General features: G+C 68.0%; 19 protein-coding genes and 1 pseudogene. 12 read left to right on the forward strand and 8 right to left on the reverse strand.

Features of this window, described 5'->3' with window-relative positions:
- The first annotated feature begins 156 nt into the window (after window positions 1-156).
- The 4 genes from rpmH (at window position 157) to mnmE (ending at window position 4,051) form a co-directional block, all read left to right on the forward strand.
- Window positions 157-297, forward strand: coding sequence for a 50S ribosomal protein L34 (gene rpmH / locus GLA29479_RS06025; protein WP_031374044.1), 141 nt, complete (start codon window positions 157-159; stop codon window positions 295-297).
- 53 nt (window positions 298-350) lie between these two features.
- The gene (gene rnpA / locus GLA29479_RS06030) at window positions 351-785 is read left to right on the forward strand and encodes a ribonuclease P protein component (protein ID WP_057971075.1); all 435 of its coding nucleotides are present in this window, start codon (window positions 351-353) and stop codon (window positions 783-785) included.
- A 15-nt stretch (window positions 786-800) separates the two neighbouring features.
- Window positions 801-2,522, forward strand: a complete 1,722-nt coding sequence (gene yidC, locus GLA29479_RS06035; protein ID WP_057971076.1) for a membrane protein insertase YidC — start codon at window positions 801-803, stop codon at window positions 2,520-2,522.
- A 161-nt stretch (window positions 2,523-2,683) separates the two neighbouring features.
- Window positions 2,684-4,051 carry a tRNA uridine-5-carboxymethylaminomethyl(34) synthesis GTPase MnmE gene (gene mnmE, locus GLA29479_RS06040; RefSeq protein WP_057971077.1) on the forward strand — a complete coding sequence of 456 codons (1,368 nt, stop codon included), beginning with the start codon at window positions 2,684-2,686 and terminating at the stop codon, window positions 4,049-4,051.
- A gap of 911 nt (window positions 4,052-4,962) precedes the next feature.
- Here the strand turns inward: mnmE and GLA29479_RS06045 are convergent.
- Both GLA29479_RS06045 and GLA29479_RS06050 read right to left on the reverse strand, forming a co-directional pair.
- Complete coding sequence (locus GLA29479_RS06045) at window positions 4,963-6,066, reverse strand: TFIIB-type zinc ribbon-containing protein (RefSeq protein WP_057971078.1); 1,104 nt, start codon at window positions 6,064-6,066, stop codon at window positions 4,963-4,965.
- Window positions 6,066-7,136 carry an SPFH and helix-turn-helix domain-containing protein gene (locus tag GLA29479_RS06050; protein WP_057971079.1) on the reverse strand — a complete coding sequence of 357 codons (1,071 nt, stop codon included), beginning with the start codon at window positions 7,134-7,136 and terminating at the stop codon, window positions 6,066-6,068. The genes GLA29479_RS06045 and GLA29479_RS06050 overlap by 1 nt, the downstream gene beginning before the upstream one ends.
- A gap of 545 nt (window positions 7,137-7,681) precedes the next feature.
- On the opposite strand from GLA29479_RS06050, the gene GLA29479_RS06055 reads away from it, so the two are divergent.
- Window positions 7,682-8,677, forward strand: a complete 996-nt coding sequence (locus GLA29479_RS06055; protein ID WP_144436374.1) for an energy transducer TonB — start codon at window positions 7,682-7,684, stop codon at window positions 8,675-8,677.
- Window positions 8,678-8,854: 177 nt separating this feature from the next.
- On the opposite strand, the gene GLA29479_RS06060 is transcribed toward GLA29479_RS06055, so the two are convergent.
- The 4 genes from GLA29479_RS06060 to GLA29479_RS06075 all read right to left on the reverse strand — a co-directional run bounded on the left by GLA29479_RS06060 (window position 8,855) and on the right by GLA29479_RS06075 (window position 13,437).
- Window positions 8,855-10,042 (reverse strand): ABC transporter permease, encoded by a 1,188-nt coding sequence (locus GLA29479_RS06060; RefSeq protein ID WP_057919812.1) that lies wholly within the window; start codon window positions 10,040-10,042, stop codon window positions 8,855-8,857.
- Window positions 10,039-10,785 carry an ABC transporter ATP-binding protein gene (locus tag GLA29479_RS06065; RefSeq protein WP_057919811.1) on the reverse strand — a complete coding sequence of 249 codons (747 nt, stop codon included), beginning with the start codon at window positions 10,783-10,785 and terminating at the stop codon, window positions 10,039-10,041. The genes GLA29479_RS06060 and GLA29479_RS06065 overlap by 4 nt, the downstream gene beginning before the upstream one ends.
- Window positions 10,786-10,892: 107 nt before the next feature.
- Window positions 10,893-12,446, reverse strand: a complete 1,554-nt coding sequence (locus tag GLA29479_RS06070) for an alpha/beta hydrolase (protein ID WP_248842802.1) — start codon at window positions 12,444-12,446, stop codon at window positions 10,893-10,895.
- Between the two features lie 244 nt (window positions 12,447-12,690).
- Entirely contained in the window at window positions 12,691-13,437 is a 747-nt protein-coding gene (locus GLA29479_RS06075) for a ferredoxin--NADP reductase (RefSeq protein ID WP_057971082.1), read from the reverse strand.
- Window positions 13,438-13,664: 227 nt separating this feature from the next.
- On the opposite strand from GLA29479_RS06075, the gene GLA29479_RS06080 reads away from it, so the two are divergent.
- The 3 genes from GLA29479_RS06080 to GLA29479_RS06090 all read left to right on the forward strand — a co-directional run bounded on the left by GLA29479_RS06080 (window position 13,665) and on the right by GLA29479_RS06090 (window position 16,850).
- A complete protein-coding gene (locus tag GLA29479_RS06080; protein ID WP_057919808.1) occupies window positions 13,665-14,651 on the forward strand; it encodes an ABC transporter ATP-binding protein in 987 nt (328 codons plus the stop codon).
- The gene (locus GLA29479_RS06085; protein ID WP_031374023.1) at window positions 14,648-15,457 is read left to right on the forward strand and encodes an ABC transporter permease; all 810 of its coding nucleotides are present in this window, start codon (window positions 14,648-14,650) and stop codon (window positions 15,455-15,457) included. Before GLA29479_RS06080 ends, GLA29479_RS06085 begins: the two co-directional genes overlap by 4 nt.
- Window positions 15,458-16,316: 859 nt before the next feature.
- Window positions 16,317-16,850: a hypothetical protein gene (locus GLA29479_RS06090; protein WP_057971083.1), complete on the forward strand. Its 534-nt coding sequence runs from the start codon at window positions 16,317-16,319 to the stop codon at window positions 16,848-16,850.
- A gap of 81 nt (window positions 16,851-16,931) precedes the next feature.
- Here GLA29479_RS06090 and GLA29479_RS06095 read toward each other — a convergent pair whose 3' ends face one another.
- Window positions 16,932-17,804, reverse strand: a complete 873-nt coding sequence (locus tag GLA29479_RS06095) for a hypothetical protein (RefSeq protein ID WP_144436375.1) — start codon at window positions 17,802-17,804, stop codon at window positions 16,932-16,934.
- A gap of 286 nt (window positions 17,805-18,090) precedes the next feature.
- Here GLA29479_RS06095 and GLA29479_RS06100 point away from each other — a divergent pair, with 286 nt between their 5' ends.
- Window positions 18,091-18,543, forward strand: a complete 453-nt coding sequence (locus GLA29479_RS06100) for a hypothetical protein (RefSeq protein WP_057971085.1) — start codon at window positions 18,091-18,093, stop codon at window positions 18,541-18,543.
- A gap of 33 nt (window positions 18,544-18,576) precedes the next feature.
- Here the strand turns inward: GLA29479_RS06100 and GLA29479_RS06105 are convergent, their stop codons facing one another.
- Window positions 18,577-19,371, reverse strand: coding sequence for a TatD family hydrolase (locus GLA29479_RS06105; protein ID WP_057971086.1), 795 nt, complete (start codon window positions 19,369-19,371; stop codon window positions 18,577-18,579).
- A gap of 239 nt (window positions 19,372-19,610) precedes the next feature.
- Between GLA29479_RS06105 and GLA29479_RS06110 the strand changes: the two genes are divergently transcribed.
- From GLA29479_RS06110 to hrpB, 3 genes and pseudogenes are all read left to right on the forward strand, one after another.
- Window positions 19,611-20,054 carry a hypothetical protein gene (locus GLA29479_RS06110; protein WP_144436376.1) on the forward strand — a complete coding sequence of 148 codons (444 nt, stop codon included), beginning with the start codon at window positions 19,611-19,613 and terminating at the stop codon, window positions 20,052-20,054.
- An 83-nt stretch (window positions 20,055-20,137) separates the two neighbouring features.
- Window positions 20,138-20,668, forward strand: a complete 531-nt coding sequence (locus GLA29479_RS06115; protein ID WP_057971088.1) for a hypothetical protein — start codon at window positions 20,138-20,140, stop codon at window positions 20,666-20,668.
- A gap of 130 nt (window positions 20,669-20,798) precedes the next feature.
- A pseudogene (hrpB, locus tag GLA29479_RS06120) lies at window positions 20,799-21,995 on the forward strand (ATP-dependent helicase HrpB); the annotation flags it as partial.
- Window positions 21,996-21,997: the final 2 nt, after the last annotated feature.

Raw genomic sequence — 21,997 nt, forward strand, 5'->3', positions numbered from 1 at the left:
CAGGACTAATCCACAGGTTCATGCACAGGCTGCGCGCGTCGCGCCGACGCGCACGACGGCGTCGGCTCAAACGTCAAAGTAAACAAGGCCTTGACCCGGACTCTGAGCACCCTCTAGAATCGGCGGTCCTATTACGTCGTTACATCGAGCCGGATCATGGCCACCAAGCGCACCTACCAGCCCAGCAACCTCAAGCGCAAGCGCGACCACGGTTTCCGTGCCCGCATGGCGACCGCCGACGGCCGCAAGATTCTCGCCCGTCGTCGCGCCAAGGGCCGCAAGCGTCTCTGCGCCTAAGCGTCGATTCGGCCGCCTGCGCTGACCCAGCGTCGCGCGGCCGTACGCATACGATGAATTCGACCCGCTTCCCGCGCACCGCGCGGGTACGCGCGCGCTCCGACTTCGATCGAATTTTCAAGCATGGTCGGCGCGTCGCGCTGCCCGTGCTTGCTTTGCATTTCCAAGCCGATCAGGCCGTCGCCCCGCGACTGGGTCTGGCCGTGTCGCGCAAGGTCGATCCGCATGCGGTCGGCCGCAACCGCATCAAGCGCGTGTTGCGCGACGCCTTCCGCCATGTCCGGGACGAGCTGGCGCCGGGCGACTATGTGATCGTCGCCCGCCCCGGCGCCTCGCGCTGCAGCGGCGAGGAACTCCGCGCCGCCTTCCACAGTCTGCTCAAGCGCGCCGGTACCCGGCCTGCGCCTGCATTGCCCCTGACTCCTGCGCCCGGCACAATGCCGGCCGCTTCCCCCTCCGACCCCCTGCCGGACCCCGGTCCCGGCTGAGCCTGCCTGCTGCCCATGAACCAGACCCGTGCTTTTCTGATCCTCGCCTGGCTGATGGTGGCGACCTTGTTGTGGATGGAGTGGGGCAAGGAGAAGTCGGCGCCGCCGGCTCCGATTGCCGCCGCCGTGGCACCGGCCAGCAGCGTGCCGACGGCCGCGCCGTCGGTCGCCGCGGGCGTGCCGGGCGCTCCGAACACCGCCGCGGTACCGAACACCCCGGCCGCGGCCTCGACGGTGACCACCGCCGGCGCCGCCGCCGGCGAGGCCCTGGTCGTGGTGACCACCGACGTGCTCAAGGTCAACCTGCGCGGGGGCGAGCTCAGCGAAGCCGACCTGCTCAAGTACCCGATGACCTCCGAGCCGAACAGCCCGCCGATGCGTCTGCTGGCGAGCGACTCGACCCTGTACTTCGTCGCCCAGAGCGGCTGGGTCAGCCAGGGCAACGCCGCGCCGACCCACGAGTCGGGTTTCCGCTACGCCGGCGACCAGCGCAACCTGGTTCTGGCCGCGGGCGTCAACGAACTCGCCGTGCCCTTCACCTGGACCGGTCCGAACGGCGTCAGCATCCAGCGCACCTACACCTTCCGCCGCGGCGACTACGCCGTGCGCGTGCGCGATGAAGTCGTCAACGCCAGCACCTCGCCGTGGCAGGGCTACGTCTACCGCCAGCTCAGCCGCGTGCCGCGCGAGCTCGCCCACAAGGGGCCTTTCAGCCCCGAGCAGTACAGTTTCCAGGGCGCGGCGTGGTACAGCCCGACCGATAAGTACGAGAAGCGCAAGTTCGAGGACTTCAGCGACGACGGCAAGCTCGACAAGCAGGTCAACGGCGGCTGGATCGCGATGCTGCAGCACCACTTCTTCGCCGCCTGGATCCCGGGCGCGAAGGATGCGGGCCAGTTCTCGCTCGAAGAGCTCAGCGCCGGCGGCGCGCCGCAGTACCTGATCCGCGACATGGGCCCGGGCGTCAACGTCGCCCCGGGCGCCAAGGCGGTCACCGAAGCCCGCCTGTGGGTCGGCCCGAAGCTGGTCAAGGCGATCGAAGCCCAGGACGTGGCCGGCCTCGACCGCGCCGTCGACTTCAGCAGCTACAGCATCTTCGCGACCCTCGCCAACGGCCTGTTCTGGCTGCTGGAGAAAATGCACAACCTGTTCGGCAACTGGGGCTGGGCCATCGTCGGCCTGGTGGTGCTGCTCAAGCTCGCCCTGTACCCGCTGTCGGCGGCGCAGTACAAGTCGGCGGCGAAGATGCGCAAGTTCCAGCCGCGCGTCGCCCAGCTCAAGGAGCGTTACGGCGACGACAAGCAGAAGTTCCAGATGGCGCTGATGGAGCTGTACAAGAAGGAGAAGATCAACCCGGTCGGCGGCTGCCTGCCGCTGCTGCCGCAGATGATCATCTTCATGACCTTGTACTGGATGCTCGCCGAGTCGGTGGAGCTGCGTCATGCGCCGTGGTTCGGTTGGATCCAGGACCTGACCGCGCGCGATCCCTTCTTCGTGCTGCCGCTGATCAACATCGCGATCATGTGGGCGACCCAGAAGCTCACGCCGATGACCGGCATGGACCCGGCCCAGGCCAAGATGATGCAGTTCATGCCGCTGATCTTCGGCGTGATCCTGGCCTTCCTGCCGGCCGGCCTGGTGCTGTACCAGGTGGCCAACGGCGGCCTCGGCCTGCTGCAGCAGTGGCTGACCACCAAGCGCTACGCCGAAGCGACGGCGGCGCCCAGCAAGGAATGACGGTCCGGTTCGCGCCCTGAACCCGGGCGCCTGAACCGATCGACGAAGCCCGCCGCCAGGCGGGCTTCGTGTTTGTGGGAACGGATTCACCGGGACATCCTTGCGACGTCTTGGCGCGGGGCTTTTCACGGAGAGCACGGCAGCCCCCTATCATGTCGCCCATGACCGACGCCCCTGCCCGCGACACCATCGCCGCCATCGCGACCGCGCCCGGCACCGGCGGGGTCGGCATCGTCCGCCTGTCCGGTCCGCGCTCGTTGGCGATCGCCGAAACCGTCGCCGCGCGCGCGCTGCGGCCGCGCCATGCGCATTACGTGCGTTTCCGGGACGAGCACGACGAGACCATCGACGACGGTATCGCCTTGTACTTCGCCGCGCCGGCCAGCTACACCGGCGAAGACGTGGTCGAGCTGCAGGCGCACGGTGGCCCGGCCTTGCTCGAAACTCTGCTCGCACGCGCCTGCGCCCTCGGCGCTCGACGCGCGCGACCGGGCGAATTCAGCGAACGCGCGTTTCTCGAAGGCCGCCTCGACCTGGCCCAGGCCGAAGCGGTGGCCGACCTGATCGCCGCGGCCGACGGTCGCGCCGCGCGCGCCGCCCGGCGCGCCCTCGACGGCGAGTTCTCGCGCCGCGTCGAGGCCTTGGCCGGCGATCTGCTCGCGATCCGCGTCCACGTCGAAGCCGCGATCGACTTCGCCGACGAACCGCTCGACACCCTCGGCGGCTCGGCCTTGCTCGCGCGTTTCGCTGCCGCCTCAGCGAAACTCGACGACCTGCTGGCCGCCGCCGAACGCGGCCGCCGCCTGCGCGATGGTCTGCATGCGGTGATCGTCGGCCCGCCGAACGCCGGCAAGAGTTCCTTGTTGAATGCGCTGGCCGGCAGCGACCGTGCCATCGTCACCGACATCGCCGGCACCACCCGCGACCTGCTGCACGAAACGGTGAAACTCGATGGCGTCGAACTGACCCTGGTCGACACCGCCGGCTTGCGCGATGGCGGTGATGCGATCGAGCGCGAAGGCATGCGCCGTGCGCGCGGCGAACTCGAACGCGCCGACCTCGCCATCGTGGTGCTCGACGCCAGCGACCCCGAAACCGGCCTGCAAGCGGTGGCCGAGGCGATCGCCGAAGTGCCGGCGCGGTTGTACGTCTACAACAAGATCGACCTGATCGAATCCGACTACGGCTCGCCGACGCCGGTCGATATCGGCGGCGAAGACCGGGTCTTCGTCTCGGCCCGCAGCGGCGCCGGGCTCGACGGTCTGCATGCGCGCTTGCGCGCCTTGGCGCAGGGCGATGCCGCGGAATCCGCGGAAGGTGCGTTCACCGCGCGAGCTCGTCACGTCGACGCCTTGCTGCGCGCGCGCGACGAACTCGACGATGCGCGTGTGCAGCTCGATCACGAGATGCTCGACCTGGCTGCGGAGGCCTTGCGCCAGGCGCATGAGGCACTCGGCGAGATCACCGGCCGGGTGCGCGCGGATGATCTGCTGGGGCATATCTTTTCGAGCTTTTGTATCGGCAAGTAGGGCGTCGTCGGATGTTCGCCGGCGAGTGAGTTGTGCTGAGTTCGGATGCAGCTTCAGAGTAGGAGCGGCGCGAGCCGCGACCGCGTTGTGACGGCCTCGCGGCGCATCTCTAAAGCAAAATCCGGATCAAACGCATGAAGCTTCCGCCCCCTAAAGGGTGCGGGTAACTTTCTTTTGGCCAAAGCCCCAAAAGTCCGTCTGGATTCCCTTCGGTCAAAAGTCACCAAAGAAAAATGCTCTCCTTGACGAAGCTCCCCTGCGAGCACGCAGCTCGCGCCGGGATTTTCCGATAAGACATCCCTGTCTTATCGGATCATTTCAATCAAAGCTGGGCGCACGTCCTGTGCGCCGCCCTCCGGGTCTCCAGGTGTTCTCGCAAGCGCGGCGCTGCGCCAAGCTCTTCACGGCAACGGCAACGGCAACGGCAACGGCAACGGCAACGGCAACGTAGGTGCCGTAAAGATTTTGCGGTTGCCGTTGTTGTGCGACGCCTAGCACTAGCGAAGGCCATCGCAGACCCGGAGGGCGGCGCGCAGGGATGCGCGCCGTTTTTCATCGGGACAAGGATGTCCCGTATGAAAAAGCCCTGCGTCGGCACCGATCGTGCGGGCCTGTGATTCAAAGAAAAGCAACTTCTTTGGTTACCTTTCTTTTGTTGCTTATGACAAAAGAAAGTAACCCGCCGCTTTAGTGGCGGAAGCTTTAGGCGGTTGATTTTGGTCTTGCGTGAGCCACACGTCGCGAGACCGAAACGACGCGGTCGCGGCTTGCGCCGCTCCTACCCTGCGAAAGTACGTCGCTTCGACGAGCGACGTCGGCGTTGTCGTCTCTGCGCGTTCCGCGGTTGCGGCTTGCGCTGCTCCTGTCCTGTAAAAGCCGGCCGCGGCTGCGGCACGACGATCACGCCCCGATCAGCGCCCCAACACCCCGAACACCACCACCGCCGCGATCAACGCCGCCACCACCGCGAAGAAAATCTTGACCCAGCTGTAAGGGCGCTCGCCGGCGAGTTGCCCGGTGTAGCCGTTGGCCAACACCTGAAAACTGCGCGAGCCGTAGGTGTAGCTGACCAGCCAGACCGGGACCAGGATGTGTTTGAAGGTGCGGCCACGGTAGGTGGCGTCGACCTCCAGGTTGCGCTGGGTGTCGCCGGGGACCTGCGCCGAACACAGGCTGCGGGTCTGTTCCTGCATCGAGCTTTCGCTGAGCACCGAGGCAGCGTGCAGGTCGACCTGGTAGCGCTCGACGATCCAGCCGCGCACGAACTCGGGCGAATACGGTTTAAGGTCGCTGGTGGTCGGGAACTGGCCGATCTGTTCGAGCAGGTTCGCATGCACGCCGACCGTGCCGGGCACCAGGTCGTCGTCGAAGAAATGCCGCAACGAGCCGGCCGCCGGTTCCCAGCGGGTGTGGCGCACCTGGCGGGTCTTGTGCTGGCCGTTCTCGGTGTAGCTCTCGGTCTCGTAGTAGTAGTGACCGGCTTCGGCGGTCCAGTCGGCCGAAACGTGGGCGTCGAAGGTCCAGTACGGCAGGTACACGCCCTTGAGGGTGTCGGTCAGGGCCGCGTGCTTGAGCCGGTTCGGCGCGAACCAGCGCGTGCCGTACCATTTGCGGATGATGTCGCGCACCTGGCCGTCGCTGATCTTGAACGGCAGCAGGCTCTGCGGGGTGATCGCATCGCCGAGCGATTCGTGGTCGATCACCGCCGGCGAGCCGCAGAACTCGCAACGCTGAGCGACCTTGCCGTCGACGAACACCGAGATCGCCTTGCAGCTTTGGCATTGCACTTCGCGGCGTTCGCCGCCGCCGCCGTAGCCGCGCTGGTCGCTGGGGTGCTGGGCGAGTGCGCTGACCAGGTCCAGTTCCACGACCTGCTCGCCCAGCGCTTCCTGCGCAGGCGACCACGGCACGATCGTGCCGCAGTAGGGGCAGGCCAGGGACTGCTTGGCCGCATTCCATTGCAGATCCCCGCCGCACTCCGGGCAGGGATGCTTGCCGACAGTGGCGTTGTCCATCAGCCGCGCAGGAATTCTTCGAGCGCGGCCTTGGCGATGCGGGTGGCGCTGCCGATCTTGCGGGCCTTGAGCTCGCCCGCGGCGATCGCAGCCATGACGTCCTCGACCGAGACGCCGAGCGCGGCGGCGGCTTGCTCGGGGGTCAGCACCTCAAGGGCGTTGGCCGCCCCCGGCACCGGCGGCGGAGTCGCGGCGGCGGGCGCCTGGGCCTGCCCGCTCTGCATGCTGCGCATCATTTCCTGGGCGATGCCGAAGCCGACCGCCATCTGCGCCGGCACCGCGGCGGCCGCGCCGGCTTCGCCGCCCTGGCCCATGGCGTGGCCCATCTGGAACTTCACGTAGTCGTTGAGGTTGCCGACCACGCCCATGCTGGAGCGCGCGTCGATGGCCTTCTCGACTTCCGGAGGCACCGAGACGTTCTCGAGCACGAAGGCGGTGATCTCGATGCCGTACTTACCGGTCATGGCCGGGTTGATGATCGGCAGCAGCGCGTCGCCGAGTTCGCCGTAACGCGAAGCCACGTTGAGCGCCGGCACGTTGGCGGTCGCCAGGGCCTCGGTAAACACGCTGACGATGCGCGAACGCATGGTGTCGGCGAACTCGTCGAGGCGGAAATTCTGGTCGGTGCCGGCCACTTCCCTGAGGAACTTCGGCGCATCGACGATGCGGAAATCGTAGGTGCCGAAGGCGCGCAGGCGGACCACGCCGAAGTCGGCGTCGCGCATCATCACCGGGTTGGAAGTGCCCCACTTGTTGCCGGTGAACAAGCGCGTGTTGAGGAAGTAGACGTCGCACTTGAACGGCGAGTTGAAGCCGTACTTCCAGCCCAGGATGGTCGACAGGACCGGGATGTTCTCGGTCTTGAGGGTGTGCTTGCCGGGTCCGAACAGGTCGGCGTACTGGCCGGCGGCGACGAACTGCACCTGCTGCGACTCGCGCACGATCAGCTGGGCGCCGTTCTTGATCTCCTTGTCGTCGTCCGGGTAGCGGAACGACAGGGTGTCGCGCGAATCATCGGTCCACTCGATGATCTCCAGCAGCTCGCCCTTGATGAAACCCAGAATGCTCATGTCCCGCTCCCTGCCTGTGGTGCGGCGATTCTAGATCACGCCGCTGTAGATCACTTCGATCCAAAGCAGGCCGCTCCAGGGCAGGCCGATGTGAAGTCAGCGCGGTCGGCTGGCCCGGCCGGCGCGCCGGGTTCGGAGCGTGCCGGGGTCACATGGGGTGGAGGGCGGGGCGGACGCGGCGCGACCGCTCTGCGCGGTGTCCCGGCCGGGCCGGCGCAACCTCGCGCCGCGCACGATGTTGCACCGCCGCGACGCCGCCTCGGCCCGGGCGCCGCCGGGTGACGAAATTTGTGCAATTCGTCGCGCCAGGGGCGCGAACCGACACACCCGGTATCGGTCCGGGCCGCGATGGGTGGCACACTCCATGTCTGACGCCTATCCCGGGGCCCCCAGCCAACCTGAACGCTTGACAAACGCGGCTCCGTAGCGCGTCCTATCGGGCGTGCGCCCGGCCCCGTATCGGACGGGTCTCGCGTACTTCAGGGGAGTTTTTGCCAATGATCGTCGCTAACAATGACCGGCGTAACAGCCGGCTGTCCGCTGTAATGCAGGTCTCCGCCGTGATCGCGCTGCGATGCGCGCTGGCGGCCTGCGGAAAGAAGGAAGACGCCGCACCGGCCACGGACGCGGCGCCCGCGACCGCGGCCACCGCTCCGGCGGTGACGGCGCAGACCGCCGTATCGGCCAAGGTCTCGGCCTTGTCGGTCGAGCAGCTGCGCGAGGCCGCTCGCAAGGCCTATGTGGAGAACCGCCTGTACGCGCCGGCCGAGGACAACGCCGTCGAGTACTACCTCGCCCTGCGCGAGAAAGCCCCGGCCGACGCCGTGGCCTCGAGCGCGCTGACCGACCTGCTGCCGATGACGGTCATCGCGACCGAACAGAGCGTGGGCCGCGAGGACTTCGCCGAAGCCCAGCGCCTGGCCGCGCTGATCGAACGCGCCGACCCGCAACATCCGGCGGTCGCCCGCCTGAAGGCGAGCATCGGCACTTCGCAGGACGCCCTGGCCAAGCGCGCCGAGCAGGAAAAGCTGACCGCCGAAGAGCAGCTCAAGAAGCAGGCCGAGCTGGAGAAGCAGCGCCAGACCCAGCAGCAGCAGCAACAGCAGCAGGCCGCCCAGCAACTGGCGACCCAGCAGGCCGCCGAACGCCAGGCGGCGACGCAGCGCGAAGCCGAGCAGCGTGCGGCCGAGCAACGCGCCGCCGAGCAGCGCGCCAGCGAACAGCGCAGTGCCGAGCGTCCGGCCCCGACCGAGCGTGCGGCGACGGCGTCGACCGCGACCCCGGCCAGCGAACTGCGCGCCGTTTCGACCCCGGCTCCGCGTTACCCGCCGGAAGCCTTGCGCGCCGGCCAGTCGGGCGAGGTCCAGGTCGAGTTCACCGTCGGCACCGACGGTTCGGTCACCGCCGCGCGCGTGGTCCGTTCCAACCCGGCCCGCGTGTTCGATCGCGAAGCCGTCAACGCGGTGCGCAAGTGGCGTTTCCAGCCGGTCCCGAGCCAGGTCACCACCCGGCGCACGATCGGCTTCAACCCGGGCGGTTGATCCGCGCGGCGTTCGCCGTCATCGCAAAACGAAAAAGCCCGGCGCGAGCCGGGCTTTTTCTTGGTGGGTGTGGCGATGAAGTCCGATCCGCGGGCGGCGATGCAGCCGGCCCGGCCGGTCAGCGCTGGCCGGCTCAACCAAGCCCGGCCCAGCCCAAGGCCGCCTACAGCGGCCGAATCAGCCCGATATCGCCAGCGTCTCGTTGTGATAACGGCGCACCGCCGCGAACCACAGCAGCGCCGCCAGGGCGAAGGCCGTGGCCAGGTACACCGCCCAGATCTGGCCGGAGATCGCCTCGCCGCGGATCACCTTGAGCAGCAACTGGTTCTGCGCCAGGAACGGCACCGCGAACTGCCACAGCTGGGTCTTGAGCGGGTTGACCATCAACACGAAGGTCGGCAGCAGCGGCATCAGCATCAGCCAGGTCATGTGGCTCTGCGCTTCCTTCAGGCTCTTGGCCGCGGCCGAGAGATAGGTCAGCAGCGCGGTGCCGATGAAGGACATCGGCAGCAGGATCAGCAGCATCTGGCCGATCGCCGGCAGGCTGACGTCGAGCATCTTGCCGATGCCGCTGCTCATCTGCGAGCTGAGCTTGAACGCGAACAGGGTCAGCAGCAGCGACAGCAGGCCGAGGATGCAGGCCGCGGCGATCTTGCCGCTGACGATCGAGCCGCGTGAGGCCGGGGTGGCCAGCAAGGGCTCCAGCGACTGGCGTTCGCGTTCGCCGGCCGTGGCGTCGATGATCAGGTACGCGCCGCCGATGAACGAGGTCATGATCAGCAGGTACGGCAGCAGCGCCGACAGCACCAGGCCGCGCTTGGCCTCGGGCGTGGCGACGTCGCGGTCGCCGACGTTGACCGGCTGGGCGACCGTCGCGGCGATGCCGCGGGCGAGCAGGCGCAGCACGCCGACCTGGCGGCTATAGCCTTCCAGCGCCGCGCGCACGCGCCGGCTCGGGATCTCGGCGTCGCGGCGGGTGCTGTCCTGGACGATCTCGACCAAGGCCGGCTGGCCCTGCTTCCAGTTCTCGGCGTAGTCCTTGGCCACGATCAGGGCCACGTCGTGGTCCTGGTTCTGGATCGCTGCGTCCAGGTCGGCGGGCGCCGGGATCGCGACGATGTTCTGGGTGGCGAGGAACTTGATCAGGTTCGGCGCGTGCTCGGCGCCGCGCACCGGCACCCGCAGCTCGGTGTCGAGCTGGGTGCGCGCGCGGTTCTCGGCCAGCGCGCCCATGCCGAGCATCAGCAGCGGATACAGCAACGGCCCGAGCAGCAAGGCGATGGCGAGGGTACGGCGGTCGCGCGAGATGTCGCGCAGTTCCTTGCGGATCACCGCCCACATGGCGGAAAAGGCGGCAATGTTCATGCGTGCAGGCCCTCGTCGCTGCCGATCGCCTGGACGAAGGCGTCTTCGAGATTATCTTGGCCGGTCTGCGCGCGCAGTTCGTCGGCGGTGCCGGCGGCCACGACCTGGCCCTTGGCGATGATGACGATGCGGTCGCACAGCGCCGCGACCTCTTGCATGATGTGGCTGGAGAAGATCACGCAGCGTCCCTCCTCGCGCAGGCCGCGCAGGAAGCCGCGCATCGCCCGCGTAGTCATTACGTCCAGGCCGTTGGTGGGCTCGTCCAGGATCACGTTGCGCGGGTCGTGGACCAGGGCGCGGGCGATCGCGGTCTTGGTGCGCTGGCCCTGCGAGAAACCTTCGGTCTGGCGGTCGAGGATCTCGTCCATGTCCAGCGCCTGCGACAGCGCGCGGGTGCGCTCGTCGATCAGGCCGCGCGACAGGCCGTGCAGCTCGCCGAAGTAAGCGATGTTCTCGCGTGCGGTCAGGCGCTTGTAGACGCCGCGCGCGTCGGGCAGCACGCCGAGCGCGCGCCGCACCGCGGCCGGGTCGCGGCTGGCGTCGATGCCGTCGACGCGCACTTCGCCGCGGTCGGGCCGCATCAGGGTGTAGAGCATGCGCAGGGTGGTGGTCTTGCCGGCGCCGTTGGGGCCGAGCAGGCCGGTGATCTGGCCGTCGCGGGCCTCGAAGTCGACGCCTTGCACGGCGTGGACGGTACCGGTCTTGGTCTTGAAGCTTTTATGCAGGTCGTGAGCTGAAATCATGGCTTCCACGCGATTCGGTGATGAGGGCAGGGAGTCGGAACGGCAGAGGTCGTCGGCATGGAGCGGGTCTCGTCGATTCCCGATGCCCCATTGCCGATTCCCGGTTCTTACGGCTCCCAGCCGTTGAAAGAGACGAACGGCGGCACGTAGCCGAGCGTGTCGAGGCAACGCGCATCGAGCTTCTTCGCGTCGGCGGTTTCGACGAACTGGCCGAGCAGCTTCGGCGTGCAGCCGATGCGCAGCGCGCCGTGGCCCTGGCCGCGCAGGATCAGGTGACGGCCGTTGGTCAGGTGTTTGACGACCTGGTCGCCGTAGCGCGGCGGCGTGACCGGATCGAGTTCGCCCGACAGCAGCAGGGTCGGCAGGCTCGACTTGAACGGTGCGTGGAAGTCCTTCGGCCGCTGCCCGGTCGGCCAGGCCTTGCACTGTGCGACCAGGGTCTTGCTCATGGCGTCGCCGATCACGGTGTCGGCATCGCTCGGATCGGGCTTGAGCAGGTCGACGTCCTCGGCGCAGATCACCGACAACTGCATGCCGTAGTTGAGTTCGTCGTTGAGCTGGTTTTCGATCATCTTCGACAGCGCCATCAGCGGCGCGTAGCGGCCCTGGTCGGCTTCGTTCAAGACCAGCGGCAACAGCGAAGCGGCTTCCGGCGCGTACGAGAACATCCGGGTCAGCATGCCGACCTGGGCCGCGCTGATCGGCGCGCGTTTCTGCTCGCCGGTGTGCGGGTCGCGGTAATCGACCTCGACCGGGGTCTGCAGGCGCGCCATCAGCTGGCGCAGCTGTTCGCGCGGTTCGCCGCCGAAGCGCGCGCGGCAGGCCGGGATCTGCTGGCACAGCTTGAACTGCAGGGCGAGGGCGTTGTCGAGATTGCGCGCGTGCTCGCTGCCGAGCACCAGCTCGTTCGGCACCACGCCGTCGAGCACCACGCTGCGGGTGTGCTGCGGGTAGCGCGTGGCGTATTGCTGGGCGACGCGGGTGCCGTAGGACACCCCGACCAGGTCGATCTTGGCTGCGCCGATGGCGGCGCGCACGGCGTCGAGGTCGGCGATCGCGTCGCTGGTGGTGAAGCGGCTGGCGTCGACCTTGAGTTGCCGGGCGCAGCGCTCGACTGCCTGGACCGCGGCGTCGAACTGAGCGGCCTCGTCGCGGTGAGGCTGGTTTTCGCCGCTGGCGTCGCGGCAGGCCAGCGGCGAGGACTTGCCGGTGCCGCGCTGGTCGACCAGGACGATATGGCGGTGCTTGCGCACCTCGCGGAAGGCCGCGTCGACGGTCGGCCAGGATTCGGTTGCCGCCTGGCCGGGGCCGCCGGCGAGGAAGAACACCGGGTCCTCGGCGACGCCGGCCTCGTCGGTGGCCGGCAACCAGGCCAGGTTGAGCTTGAGCTTGCGGCCCTTGGGCTCGGCGGCGTTCTCCGGCACCTCGAATTGCGTGCACTGCGCCGCGATCGTGCCGCTGGTGTAGGGCGTGGACAGGGTGCAGGGATCGAACACGATCCGGCCGTAGTGGCGTTTGATCGCGTTGCCGTCGTGGCGTTTGGCGCTGTCGTTCGCGGAGCCGGCCTGGCCGCAGCCGCTCAGTGCGGCCGCCGCGAGCATCGCGGCGAGTCCGACGACCGCGAGGCTGCGCGGTCGGTATCCGTGTCGAAATAGGTGCATGTCCGTTTCTCGTTCCCAGGCGGTGCGCCTTCAAGAATGACAGACGGGCGCGATGGGAAAAATGTGACCGGACCGAATGCACGGACTTCGACGCCGGGTTTTACCCTCGAAGCCGGGGAGGGCGCTGGAGCCGGATCGAAGCGGGATGCAGGCGTCGGGGTGCAGGCATGACCGTGCCGACGACGCAGTGCCGGCGGCGCGAGGCCCGGCTCCGCGCTGCGGCGCCGGGTCGCGCACGCGGCGCTTACTTCGAGGAGACGTACTTCTCGCGGCGGATCTGCGGCACCGGCAGGCCGTAGCCCTTGAGCGCCTCGAAGCAGGTGTCGACCATGTTCGGGTTGCCGCACAGGTAGGCGATGTCGCCCTCGGCGTTCGGCGCGAACTCTTCCAGGAACTGCTGGACGTAACCCTGGCGCACGTCCGCGTGCGGCTGCTCGGGCAGCTCGCGCGAGAAGCAGGGCACGAAGCGGAAGTTCGGATGGCGGTCGGCGAAAGCGCGGAAGTCGTCGCCGTACAGCAGCTCCACCGGCGAGCGTGCGCCATACAGCAGCACGACCTCGATGCCGCGCTCGCGGATCAGCGCTTCCAGCTGCGGCAGCATCGCCCGGTACGGGGTCACGCCGGTGCCGGTGGCGATCAGCAGGTAGCGGCGATTGCTGTCGGCCGGGTTGAGGCAGAAGCGGCCGAACGGCCCGCTGGCCTGGACCAGGTCGCCGTCGCCCATGCCCTCGAACAACGCCGTCGCAGCGCCGCCGGTGACGTAGCTGACCGCGATCTCGACCGTCTCGCCCGGGCCCAGGGCGTGGTCGTGGATGTTCGCCAGCGAGTAGCTGCGCTTGGTCGCGGTGCCGTCGGCGTACTGGAAGTGAACCTGGATGAACTGGCCGGGGATGTAGTCCAGCGGCTCGCCGTCGTCGCGCAGGAAGACGTAGTGGCCGACGGTCGGGGCCAACATCCGGCGCGAAACGAGTTTGAGCGGAAACTGCTTCATGGAGATCGTGCTTCTGGATCGTGCCGTCTAAGGCGCGTGGGCGTTCGGACGCGTAGGGCGACCCGGGCGATGGTCGGTGCGGCCGTCTGGTGCAAAGTCTGGGGACTGTGCGGGGCTGCGCAACGCGGGAATTCGCAACAGTCTGTGACCGGAGCGCCACCGCGGGGCCGCCTATACTAAGGCATTCGCCGCGGGGCCCGCGGCCAGGCTTCCCGAGAACACTCCGAATGACCCAGTCCCAGGCCGCTTCCCCAGCGGCATCGGCCGAGCCGGTGCCGGCCCTGTGCGTGCGCGCATTGCGCAAGACCTACGACAACCGCGTCCAGGCCCTGAAGGGCGTGTCCCTGAACGTGGCCCCGGGCGACTTCTTCGCCCTGCTGGGCCCCAACGGCGCCGGCAAGTCGACCCTGATCGGCATCGTCAGCTCGCTGGTCAACCTCAGCGAAGGCTCGGTGTCGATCTTCGGCACCGACCTGGCGACCCAGCGCGAGGCGGCGATGCGCCTGATCGGGCTGGTGCCGCAGGAGCTGAACTTCAATATGTTCGAGAAGCCCATCGACATCCTCGTCAATTACGCCGGCTTCTACGGCGTGCCGAGGGCGGTGGCGCTGCAGCGCGCCGAGGAGGAGCTCAAGCGTGCCCAGTTGTGGGAAAAGGCCAACATGATGAGCCGCACCCTGTCGGGCGGCATGAAGCGGCGGCTGATGATCGCCCGCGCCATGATGACCCGGCCGCGCCTGCTGATCCTCGACGAGCCCACCGCCGGCGTCGACATCGAGATCCGCCGCGGCATGTGGAAGACCCTGCGCGAGATCAACGCCGCCGGCACCACCATCATCCTGACCACCCATTACCTGGAAGAAGCCGAAAACCTGTGCCGCAACCTGGCGATCATCGACCAGGGCCGGATCGTCCAGCAGGGGCCGATGAAGACCCTGCTGGCGATGCTCGACGTCGAAGGCTTTCTATTCGACATCGACGGCGTGCTTCCGGCGGCGTTGCCGCAGATCGAGGGCACCACCGTGGTCGCCACCGACGACCACACCCTCGACCTGGAAATGCCGCGCGCGATGGACCTCAACCGGGTCTTCGCCGCGCTCGGCGAGGCCGGCATCCGGGTGCGCTCGATGCGCACCAAGTCCAACCGCCTGGAAGAACTGTTCGTGCGCATGATCAACCAGCCCGAAGCCGCGCAGACGGAGACCGCCGCATGAGCCAGACCCTGCCCGCGGCCGTCGCCGAACCCACCCCGATGCGCCGCAACCTGGTCGCGCTGGGCACCATCGTCCGCCGCGAAGTGATGCGCATCCTGCGCATCTGGGGCCAGACCCTGGTGCCGCCGGCGATCACCATGACCCTGTACTTCCTGATCTTCGGCGGCCTGATCGGCTCGCGCATCGGCGAGATGGGCGGCTACAGCTACATGGAGTTCATCGTCCCCGGCCTGGTGATGATGAGCGTGATCCAGAACAGCTACGGCAACATCTCCTCGAGCTTCTTCGGCGCCAAGTTCGGCCGCCATGTCGAGGAGCTGCTGGTCAGCCCGATGCCGAACTGGGTGATCCTGTGGGGCTACGTGGCCGGCGCGGTGTTGCGCGGGCTGATGGTCGGCGTGATCGTGCTGTTGATCGCCATGTGCTTCACCTCGGTGCGCGTGCCGCATCCGCTGGTGACCCTGACCACGGTGCTGCTCGGCGCGACCATCTTCTCGCTGGCCGGCTTCGTCAACGCGGTGTACGCGAAGAAGTTCGACGACGTCGCGATCGTGCCGACCTTCATCCTGACCCCGCTGACCTACCTGGGCGGCGTGTTCTATTCGGTCAAGCTGCTGCCGGCCTGGGCCGAGGCGGCGACCCACGCCAACCCGATCTTCTACATGGTCAACGCCTTCCGCTATGGCCTGCTCGGCAGCAGCGACGTGCCGCTGTGGGTGGCGTATGCCTTGATGATCGGTTTCGTGGTGGCGTTGTCGTCGTTGGCGTTGTGGTTGCTCAAGCGCGGTGTCGGTTTGCGCAGCTGAGGCTGCGTCGCGGCTTCCGCCTTTGTAGGAGCGATGTGAGTCGCGACTCCGGAACGCGCAGAGTCCGCAACGCCTTCGTCATTGGTCGAAGGGGTTAATCATCGCAGGAGTAGGAGCGGCGCAAGCCGCGACCGTTCGCTCGGCCTTCGGTGTTGCCGTCGTCGTTTTTGCCGTTGCTGTTGCCGTGAAAGCTTGGCGCAGTTCCGAATTCGCGATGCAACCGTAGACCCGGAGGGCGCCGCACAGGACGTGCGGCGTTTTCCGATAAGACATGGATGTCTTATCGGAAAATCCCGGCGCGGGCATCGCACTCGTGGCCTGTGCCCTTGGAAGGAGAGCCCTTTTCTTTGGTTACCTTTCTTTTGGGCTTAGCAAAAGAAAGTAACCCGGCCGCGTCAGCGGACGGAAGCTCTGCTCTTGCTTGATGCTTCTAAAGAAACAAGATCAAACGCTAAAAGCTTCCGCCACTAAAGCGGCGGGTTACTTTCTTTTGTCATAAGCAACAAAAGAAAGGTAACCAAAGAAAAATGCTTCTCTTTGAATCACAGGCCCGCACGAGCGATGCTTCCGCAGGGCTTTTTCATACGGGACATCCCTGTCCCGATGAAAAACGGCCCGCATCCATGCGGGCCGCCCTCCGGGTCTTCTTTGGCCTTCGCTAGTGCGAGGCGGCGCATAGCAACAGCCACGGCAAAATCTTGACGGCAACGGCAACGGCAACGGCAACGGCAACGGCGCATCGCCGGGCGCCTGAATGCACGCACGCCGACATTGACCCCTCGTGCACCGCGGCTGCGTTACAACGTCCGCCGCACCGGTCATGATCCGGACCGGTCCCACGTTACCCAGGAGAATCCCCATGCGCCTGATCCCTCTCGTTGCGATCGTGTCGATCGCGTTCGCCGCCGGTTGCGCGGCTCCCGACCAGGCCAAGGACACGGTGACTCCCGACGCGACTACGAGCGCGACGCCGGCGAGGAGCGCGACGCCGACGAGCGATCCGGGGCCGGCGGGCCGGCCGATGGGCAAGATCGGTGCCGACCAGGTCGGCAAGGTCAGTCCGGTGCCGGCGTTCAAGGGCTTCGGCGAGCACTGGGGCATCGAGATCCAGGCCACCGGCGAGAGGTCGCACAAGGTCGAGCTGACCTGGGGCAGCGGCAGCGAGAAGGCCAGCGGCACGGTCGACTACAAGGGCCAGCCGGCCGACGCGCCGGATTCCTTGATCGTGTTGAGCGGCGAACTTGCGACGAAGCAGGGCGCCAAGCCGATGGTGGTCGAGATCAGTCGTAAGGACTGCACCGACGACGGCGACGGTGCGCACCAGCACGGTGTGCAGGTGACCGTCGACGGCCTGCCGCAGATGCGCGGTTGCGGCGACCTGGCGATGTACTAAGCGCCACGCCTCGATCCTGTGGAAAACGAACGGCCCGCTGCGAGCGGGCCGTTTCGTGTGCCGTGCGCTGCCGGCAGATCGTCAGGCTTGCACGGCCGGATAACGCCTGCGGTGCAACCACACCACCAGCAGCGACGCCAGCACCGGCGCGACGAACAACAGCAGCAATACGATGACCAGCAGCTCGGCCATGCCGAGCTTGTCGCCCAACAACACCAGCGGCAGCGCCGGCAGCACGATCAGCACCGGCGTCAGCAGCGCGGAGATCAGGGCCGGCATCGCGCCGCTGCCGCGGCGAACGGGCAACAGCGCCCAGCACAAGGCGTGCACGGTGCCGATGCCGAGCGCGGCGAGGGTCATGCCGTGACGTTGGGCGTTGTCGTCCAATGCAGTGAACCGGCTCAGGCTGTGCTGAAGCAGCAACAACACGCCGGCGCAGACGCCGAAGGCGACGAGCGCGCCGATCAGGCGACGTTGCCCGCCGCTCCAGATCACCGGCGTGGGGCCGCGGCCGCCCACGGCGAAGGCGACCGCCAGGCCGATCGACGAGGTCACCACCACCTTGGCGGCGTTGAGCGGCGGTACCCAACGATAGAGCGCCATCGCCGACAGGTTGTCGCTCAAGGCCTGCATCGCCTGCATGACCGCGATCGACCACAGGTAACCCAGGCCGAACACCAAGGCCACCGCGACCAGGAGCGCGGCCCAGGCGCGTTGCGGCGGGCCGCGACGCGCGATAGTCGCGCTGGCCAGGGCGAGATTGACGCCGATCAACAGGCCGATGCCGCATAGCCATTCCAGCCAGCTGTAGATCTGGTTGGCAGTGCCGTCGGCGCCCTCGGGCAGGGGATGCTCGACCTGCGAGACCAGGAAGAACGCGCCGGTCAGCACGAACACGCAAGCGGCAAGCGCGAGAGGAAACCAGGCGGGCGACCGCGATGCGGGGTGATCCATGAAGTCGATCCTTGCGGGGGGCAGGCGAGCGGTGGGCGACGAAGGCGGCCCAGTCTAGTGCCTGTCCCGCCGTCGTCCCAGGACGTTCGTCCGCAGCCTCCGCTTGCGCGCGCGAGCAGAAGGCCGGCCCCGCCGCCTCCTGCCGTGGAGTCATGCATGCGCCGTCGTTTCGCCTTGATCGCGACAACGGGCCACGCCCGATCCGATGGCGGCGTTTCACGGAGGCGGCGACGCCTCGTTGGTAGCCATACCGGCGGCACCACGTCGCCCCCCACAGGAGTCTCTTATGCGCATCATGTTCACCGCCGTCGCCGGACTGGGCTTGGCCGCCGCTCTCGCAGCGGCGCCCGCGCCCGCTCAACAGATCACCTTCCCGGCGCCGGCGTTCCGCGGCGGCGATGCCACCACCTGGAACGTGGCGATGCTGACCCAGCCGGATTCTTCGGTCGACTACACCCTGACCGTACCGGAATCGACGACGCCGCTGAAAGGCAAGCTGCAGCAGAAGGCCGCTTCGGGCATGGGCGATTACCTGCTCGTCGGCAAGCTCGGCAACGACCCCAAGGCGCCCGGTCTGACCGTGAAACTGCAGCCGGTTCCGCTCGGCCAGCAGTGCAAGGACGGCAACGACAAAACCCGCGGCAAGTACGGTCCCTACGACTACAGCGTCGTCCTGACCCCGGCCAAGCTCGGGCCGTGGAAGGTCTGGACGGGCTGCGGCAACTTCACCATGAAGTGAGTTCGCGACGCCCGCTACCGGCGGCGCGAAGTCTTACGCCGCCGGCAGACGGAAGAACGCCGTGGCGGCCGCGGTGCTGTTGGCCGCGGTCGTCGCGACGTCCTCGCCGCGATCGCGGGCGAGTTCCTCGACGATGTGCGCCAGGTACATCGGTTCGTTGCGCCGGTGCGATGGCGCCGGCTTGACCGTGCGCGGCAATAAGTACGGCGCATCGGTTTCGATCATCAATCGCGCCGCCGGGATGTGTTTGACCAGCTCGCGCAGGTGCAGGCCGCGGCGTTCGTCGCACAGCCAGCCGGTGATGCCGACGTACCAGTCCTGATCGAGATAATCGAACAACTCCTCGCGCGTGCCGGTGAAGCAATGCACCACCGCCGGGCCAAGCTTGCCGTCGAAGTTGCGCATCATCGCCATGAAGTCGGCGTGGGCATCGCGCTGGTGCAGGAACAGCGGCTTGCCGATGTCGACCGCGGTCTGCAGCTGCATCTCGAAGGCACGCCGCTGCGCCGGGCGCGGCGAGAAGTCGCGGAAATAATCCAGACCGCATTCGCCGACCGCCACCACCTCGTCGTGCGCCAGCAGCGCGCGCATTTCGGCGTCGCATTCGGCGGTGTACTCGCTGGCATGGTGCGGATGCACGCCGGCGGTCGCGAACAGCTCGCCCGGATGGCGGCGCGCCAGCTCGAGTGCCTGCGGCGAATGCTCGCGGCTGGCGCCGGTGATCACCATGCGCGCCACGCCGGCCTCGCGCGCGCGTTGCAGCACGGCGTCGCGGTCGTGGTCGAAGCTGTCGTGGGTGAGGTTGGCGCCGATGTCGATCAATTGCATGGGTAGAAATACTGCGGAAAACAGCGCGCAGTGTAGGCGCTGGGCCGGGCCAGCCCAAGTTTCCGCCGCCGCGGGCGGCCGTCGCCGGGGCGAGTCGCGGGGTCGATTGGCCGGCCGCGCGGTCGCAGGACGTCATTACCGGTGCGCAGGGCTCGATCGGTGCCTGCGCGCGGATGCGAACCCGCTTGGCGATCGCGATGCAGTTCGACGGCGGCCGACCGGCCGCTACAGGGGACACGATGCTATCCATATCCGCCAAGGCCGCGTTCGCGCTGGCCTGCGCCGGCGCTTGCCTGCCGATGTCCGCGAGCGCTCAGCCGCCCGACGGCCCGTTCGATTTTCCGCCGGCCACCTTCAAGGGCGGCAACACCGACTGGAGCATCCGCCTGAAACGGACTGAGCCGGGCAAGGTCGATTTCGTGTTCGAGCGGCCGCGCGGCGCCGAGACCGGGCGCGGCAGCCTCGCCTCGGTCGCGCCCGAGCTGAAAGAGCGCGGCCTGCGCGGAAAATACGGCCTGTCCGGCGTCGCGACGATCGCGGGCGAGCCGAAGACCGTCACCGTGCTGGTCGCGCCGACCACGCCGCATCGGCGTTGCCGCGACCGCAACGGCGTGGAATACGCCAGTGCGGTCCTCATCATCGTCGGTGGCGGCGCATGGCAGGGCTGCGGCGAGTTCGATTGAGCCCCGCGCCGGCGCGTTCCCGCATCCTGGCTTCGCCGCGACGGCGGCGGGCAGTGGATTCACGACCGCCGCGCCGGCGCGTTATGCCTTCCGAAGGCGGCCGGCCGGTCGCCATGGGGGAAACCACGATGCGCATCTCGTCCACGATCTTCACGCTGGGGCTGGCGGCGCTGATCGCCTGCCTGCCGCTGTCCGCTTCGGCTCAGACCAAATTCGACTTTCCTGCGCAGGCCTTCGACGGCGGCAATTACGACCCACAAGGCAAGAGCGGTCGCGAAAGCTGGACCATCTCGCTGCGGCGCCGCGCGCCCGGCAAGGTCGATTTCGACCTCGACAATCCGCGCGATGTTCCGGCATCCCACGGCACCCTGACCTCGATCGATCCCAAGCCCGGCTACAAGGGCATGGTCGGTAAGTACGCGTTGTCGGCCAAGGCGTCGGTCGCCGGGAAACAGCAGAAACTTCTGGTCATGGTCACGCCAAGCCCGAAGGATGCACTCTGCGAAGACACCAGGCGCAAGAAATACTCGCAGGCGATCCTGGTGTTCATCGGCGACATGGAGGACGGCGGCAGGATGTTGTACGGCTGCGGCGAGTTCGAAGAGGAGCAGTGATCGCGCTCGAACGCGGCGGCCGTGGATGAGCGCGGGCCCATCGCCGACCGCAGCGAACGCGCAGTCGCCGGGGTAACGGATCGCGTCGTCGTGCAGACGCATCGGCGCCGCGCACCGTATCCTTGCGCGCGTGAACGCCGCCGAATTCCCGATCGATTCCCTGCTGCCGTCGATCCGCGACAGCCTCGCCGCACATCCGCGCCTGGTCCTGGAAGCGCCGCCCGGCGCGGGCAAGACCACCCAAGTGCCGCCGGCCCTGCTCGATGCGCCGTGGCTGCGGGGCCAGCGCATCGTCATGCTGGAACCGCGCCGCGTCGCCGCGCGCGCTGCCGCGCAATTCATGGCGCGGCAGCGCGGCGAAGCCGCCGGCGACACCGTCGGCTACCGGATCCGCTTCGAGAACAAAGTCTCCGCGCGCACCCGCATCGAGGTGGTCACCGAAGGCATCCTGACCCGGATGATCCAGGACGACCCGAGCCTGGAAGGGGTCGGCGCGCTGGTGTTCGACGAATTCCACGAGCGCCATCTCGCCGCCGACCTCGGCCTGGCGCTGGCGCTCGATGTGCAGGCCTCGCTGCGCGAGGACCTGCGCATCGTGGTGATGTCGGCGACCCTCGACGGCGAGCGCCTGGCCCAGTTTCTCGATGCGCCGCGCCTGAGCAGCGCCGGGCGCAGCTATCCGGTGACGCTTGCGCACTATCCGGCACGGCGCGAGGAAAAACTCGAGCACCAACTGCGGCGCGCGGTCGAGCATGCCTTGCAGCAGCATCCCGGCGACGTGCTGGTGTTCCTGCCCGGGCAGCGCGAGATCGCGCGCGCCGATGCCGCCCTGGCCGGCAGCGATGCGCTGCGCGGCGTCGACGTGCTGAGCCTGCACGGCGAGTTGCCGGTCGAGCAGCAAAGCCGGGTCTTGCAACCCGACCCCGACGGTCGCCGCCGGGTCGTGCTGGCGACCAACGTCGCCGAGTCCAGCGTCACCCTGCCCGGGGTGCGCGTGGTGATCGACGCCGGCCTCGCCCGCGAGCCGCGCTACGACCCCAACAGCGGTTTCTCTCGCCTCGACGTGGTCGCGATCGCCCAGGCCTCGGCCGATCAGCGCGCCGGCCGTGCCGGCCGCGTCGCCGAAGGTTGGGCGTATCGCTTATGGCCGGAATCGCAACGTCTGGAACCGCAGCGGCGCCCCGAGATCGTCCAGGTCGAGTTGGCGGGGCTGGCGCTGGAACTCGCCGCCTGGGGCGACGCCGGCCTGCGCTTCGTCGATCCGCCGCCGGGCGGGGCGATGGGCGCGGCGCGCGAACTGCTGCTGCGGCTAGGCGCGCTCGAAGCCGG

The sequence above is a fragment of the Lysobacter antibioticus genome (assembly GCF_001442535.1).
Classification (GTDB): domain Bacteria; phylum Pseudomonadota; class Gammaproteobacteria; order Xanthomonadales; family Xanthomonadaceae; genus Lysobacter; species Lysobacter antibioticus.

Excerpts from the sequence above, each read along its gene's own strand:
- GLA29479_RS06110 (WP_144436376.1), top strand. The coding sequence starts at position 19,611 with ATGCTATCCATATCCGCCAAGGCCGCGTTCGCGCTGGCCTGCGCCGGC.
- GLA29479_RS06100 (WP_057971085.1), top strand. The coding sequence starts at position 18,091 with ATGCGCATCATGTTCACCGCCGTCGCCGGACTGGGCTTGGCCGCCGCT.
- GLA29479_RS06045 (WP_057971078.1), bottom strand. The coding sequence starts at position 6,066 with ATGGACAACGCCACTGTCGGCAAGCATCCCTGCCCGGAGTGCGGCGGG.
- GLA29479_RS06085 (WP_031374023.1), top strand. The coding sequence starts at position 14,648 with ATGAGCCAGACCCTGCCCGCGGCCGTCGCCGAACCCACCCCGATGCGC.
- GLA29479_RS06075 (WP_057971082.1), bottom strand. The coding sequence starts at position 13,437 with ATGAAGCAGTTTCCGCTCAAACTCGTTTCGCGCCGGATGTTGGCCCCG.
- GLA29479_RS06115 (WP_057971088.1), top strand. The coding sequence starts at position 20,138 with ATGCCTTCCGAAGGCGGCCGGCCGGTCGCCATGGGGGAAACCACGATG.
- GLA29479_RS06065 (WP_057919811.1), bottom strand. The coding sequence starts at position 10,785 with ATGATTTCAGCTCACGACCTGCATAAAAGCTTCAAGACCAAGACCGGT.
- GLA29479_RS06070 (WP_248842802.1), bottom strand. The coding sequence starts at position 12,446 with ATGCACCTATTTCGACACGGATACCGACCGCGCAGCCTCGCGGTCGTC.
- GLA29479_RS06105 (WP_057971086.1), bottom strand. The coding sequence starts at position 19,371 with ATGCAATTGATCGACATCGGCGCCAACCTCACCCACGACAGCTTCGAC.
- rnpA (WP_057971075.1), top strand. The coding sequence starts at position 351 with ATGAATTCGACCCGCTTCCCGCGCACCGCGCGGGTACGCGCGCGCTCC.
- rpmH (WP_031374044.1), top strand. The coding sequence starts at position 157 with ATGGCCACCAAGCGCACCTACCAGCCCAGCAACCTCAAGCGCAAGCGC.
- GLA29479_RS06080 (WP_057919808.1), top strand. The coding sequence starts at position 13,665 with ATGACCCAGTCCCAGGCCGCTTCCCCAGCGGCATCGGCCGAGCCGGTG.
- mnmE (WP_057971077.1), top strand. The coding sequence starts at position 2,684 with ATGACCGACGCCCCTGCCCGCGACACCATCGCCGCCATCGCGACCGCG.
- GLA29479_RS06050 (WP_057971079.1), bottom strand. The coding sequence starts at position 7,136 with ATGAGCATTCTGGGTTTCATCAAGGGCGAGCTGCTGGAGATCATCGAG.
- GLA29479_RS06095 (WP_144436375.1), bottom strand. The coding sequence starts at position 17,804 with ATGGATCACCCCGCATCGCGGTCGCCCGCCTGGTTTCCTCTCGCGCTT.
- GLA29479_RS06090 (WP_057971083.1), top strand. The coding sequence starts at position 16,317 with ATGCGCCTGATCCCTCTCGTTGCGATCGTGTCGATCGCGTTCGCCGCC.
- yidC (WP_057971076.1), top strand. The coding sequence starts at position 801 with ATGAACCAGACCCGTGCTTTTCTGATCCTCGCCTGGCTGATGGTGGCG.
- GLA29479_RS06055 (WP_144436374.1), top strand. The coding sequence starts at position 7,682 with ATGCAGGTCTCCGCCGTGATCGCGCTGCGATGCGCGCTGGCGGCCTGC.
- GLA29479_RS06060 (WP_057919812.1), bottom strand. The coding sequence starts at position 10,042 with ATGAACATTGCCGCCTTTTCCGCCATGTGGGCGGTGATCCGCAAGGAA.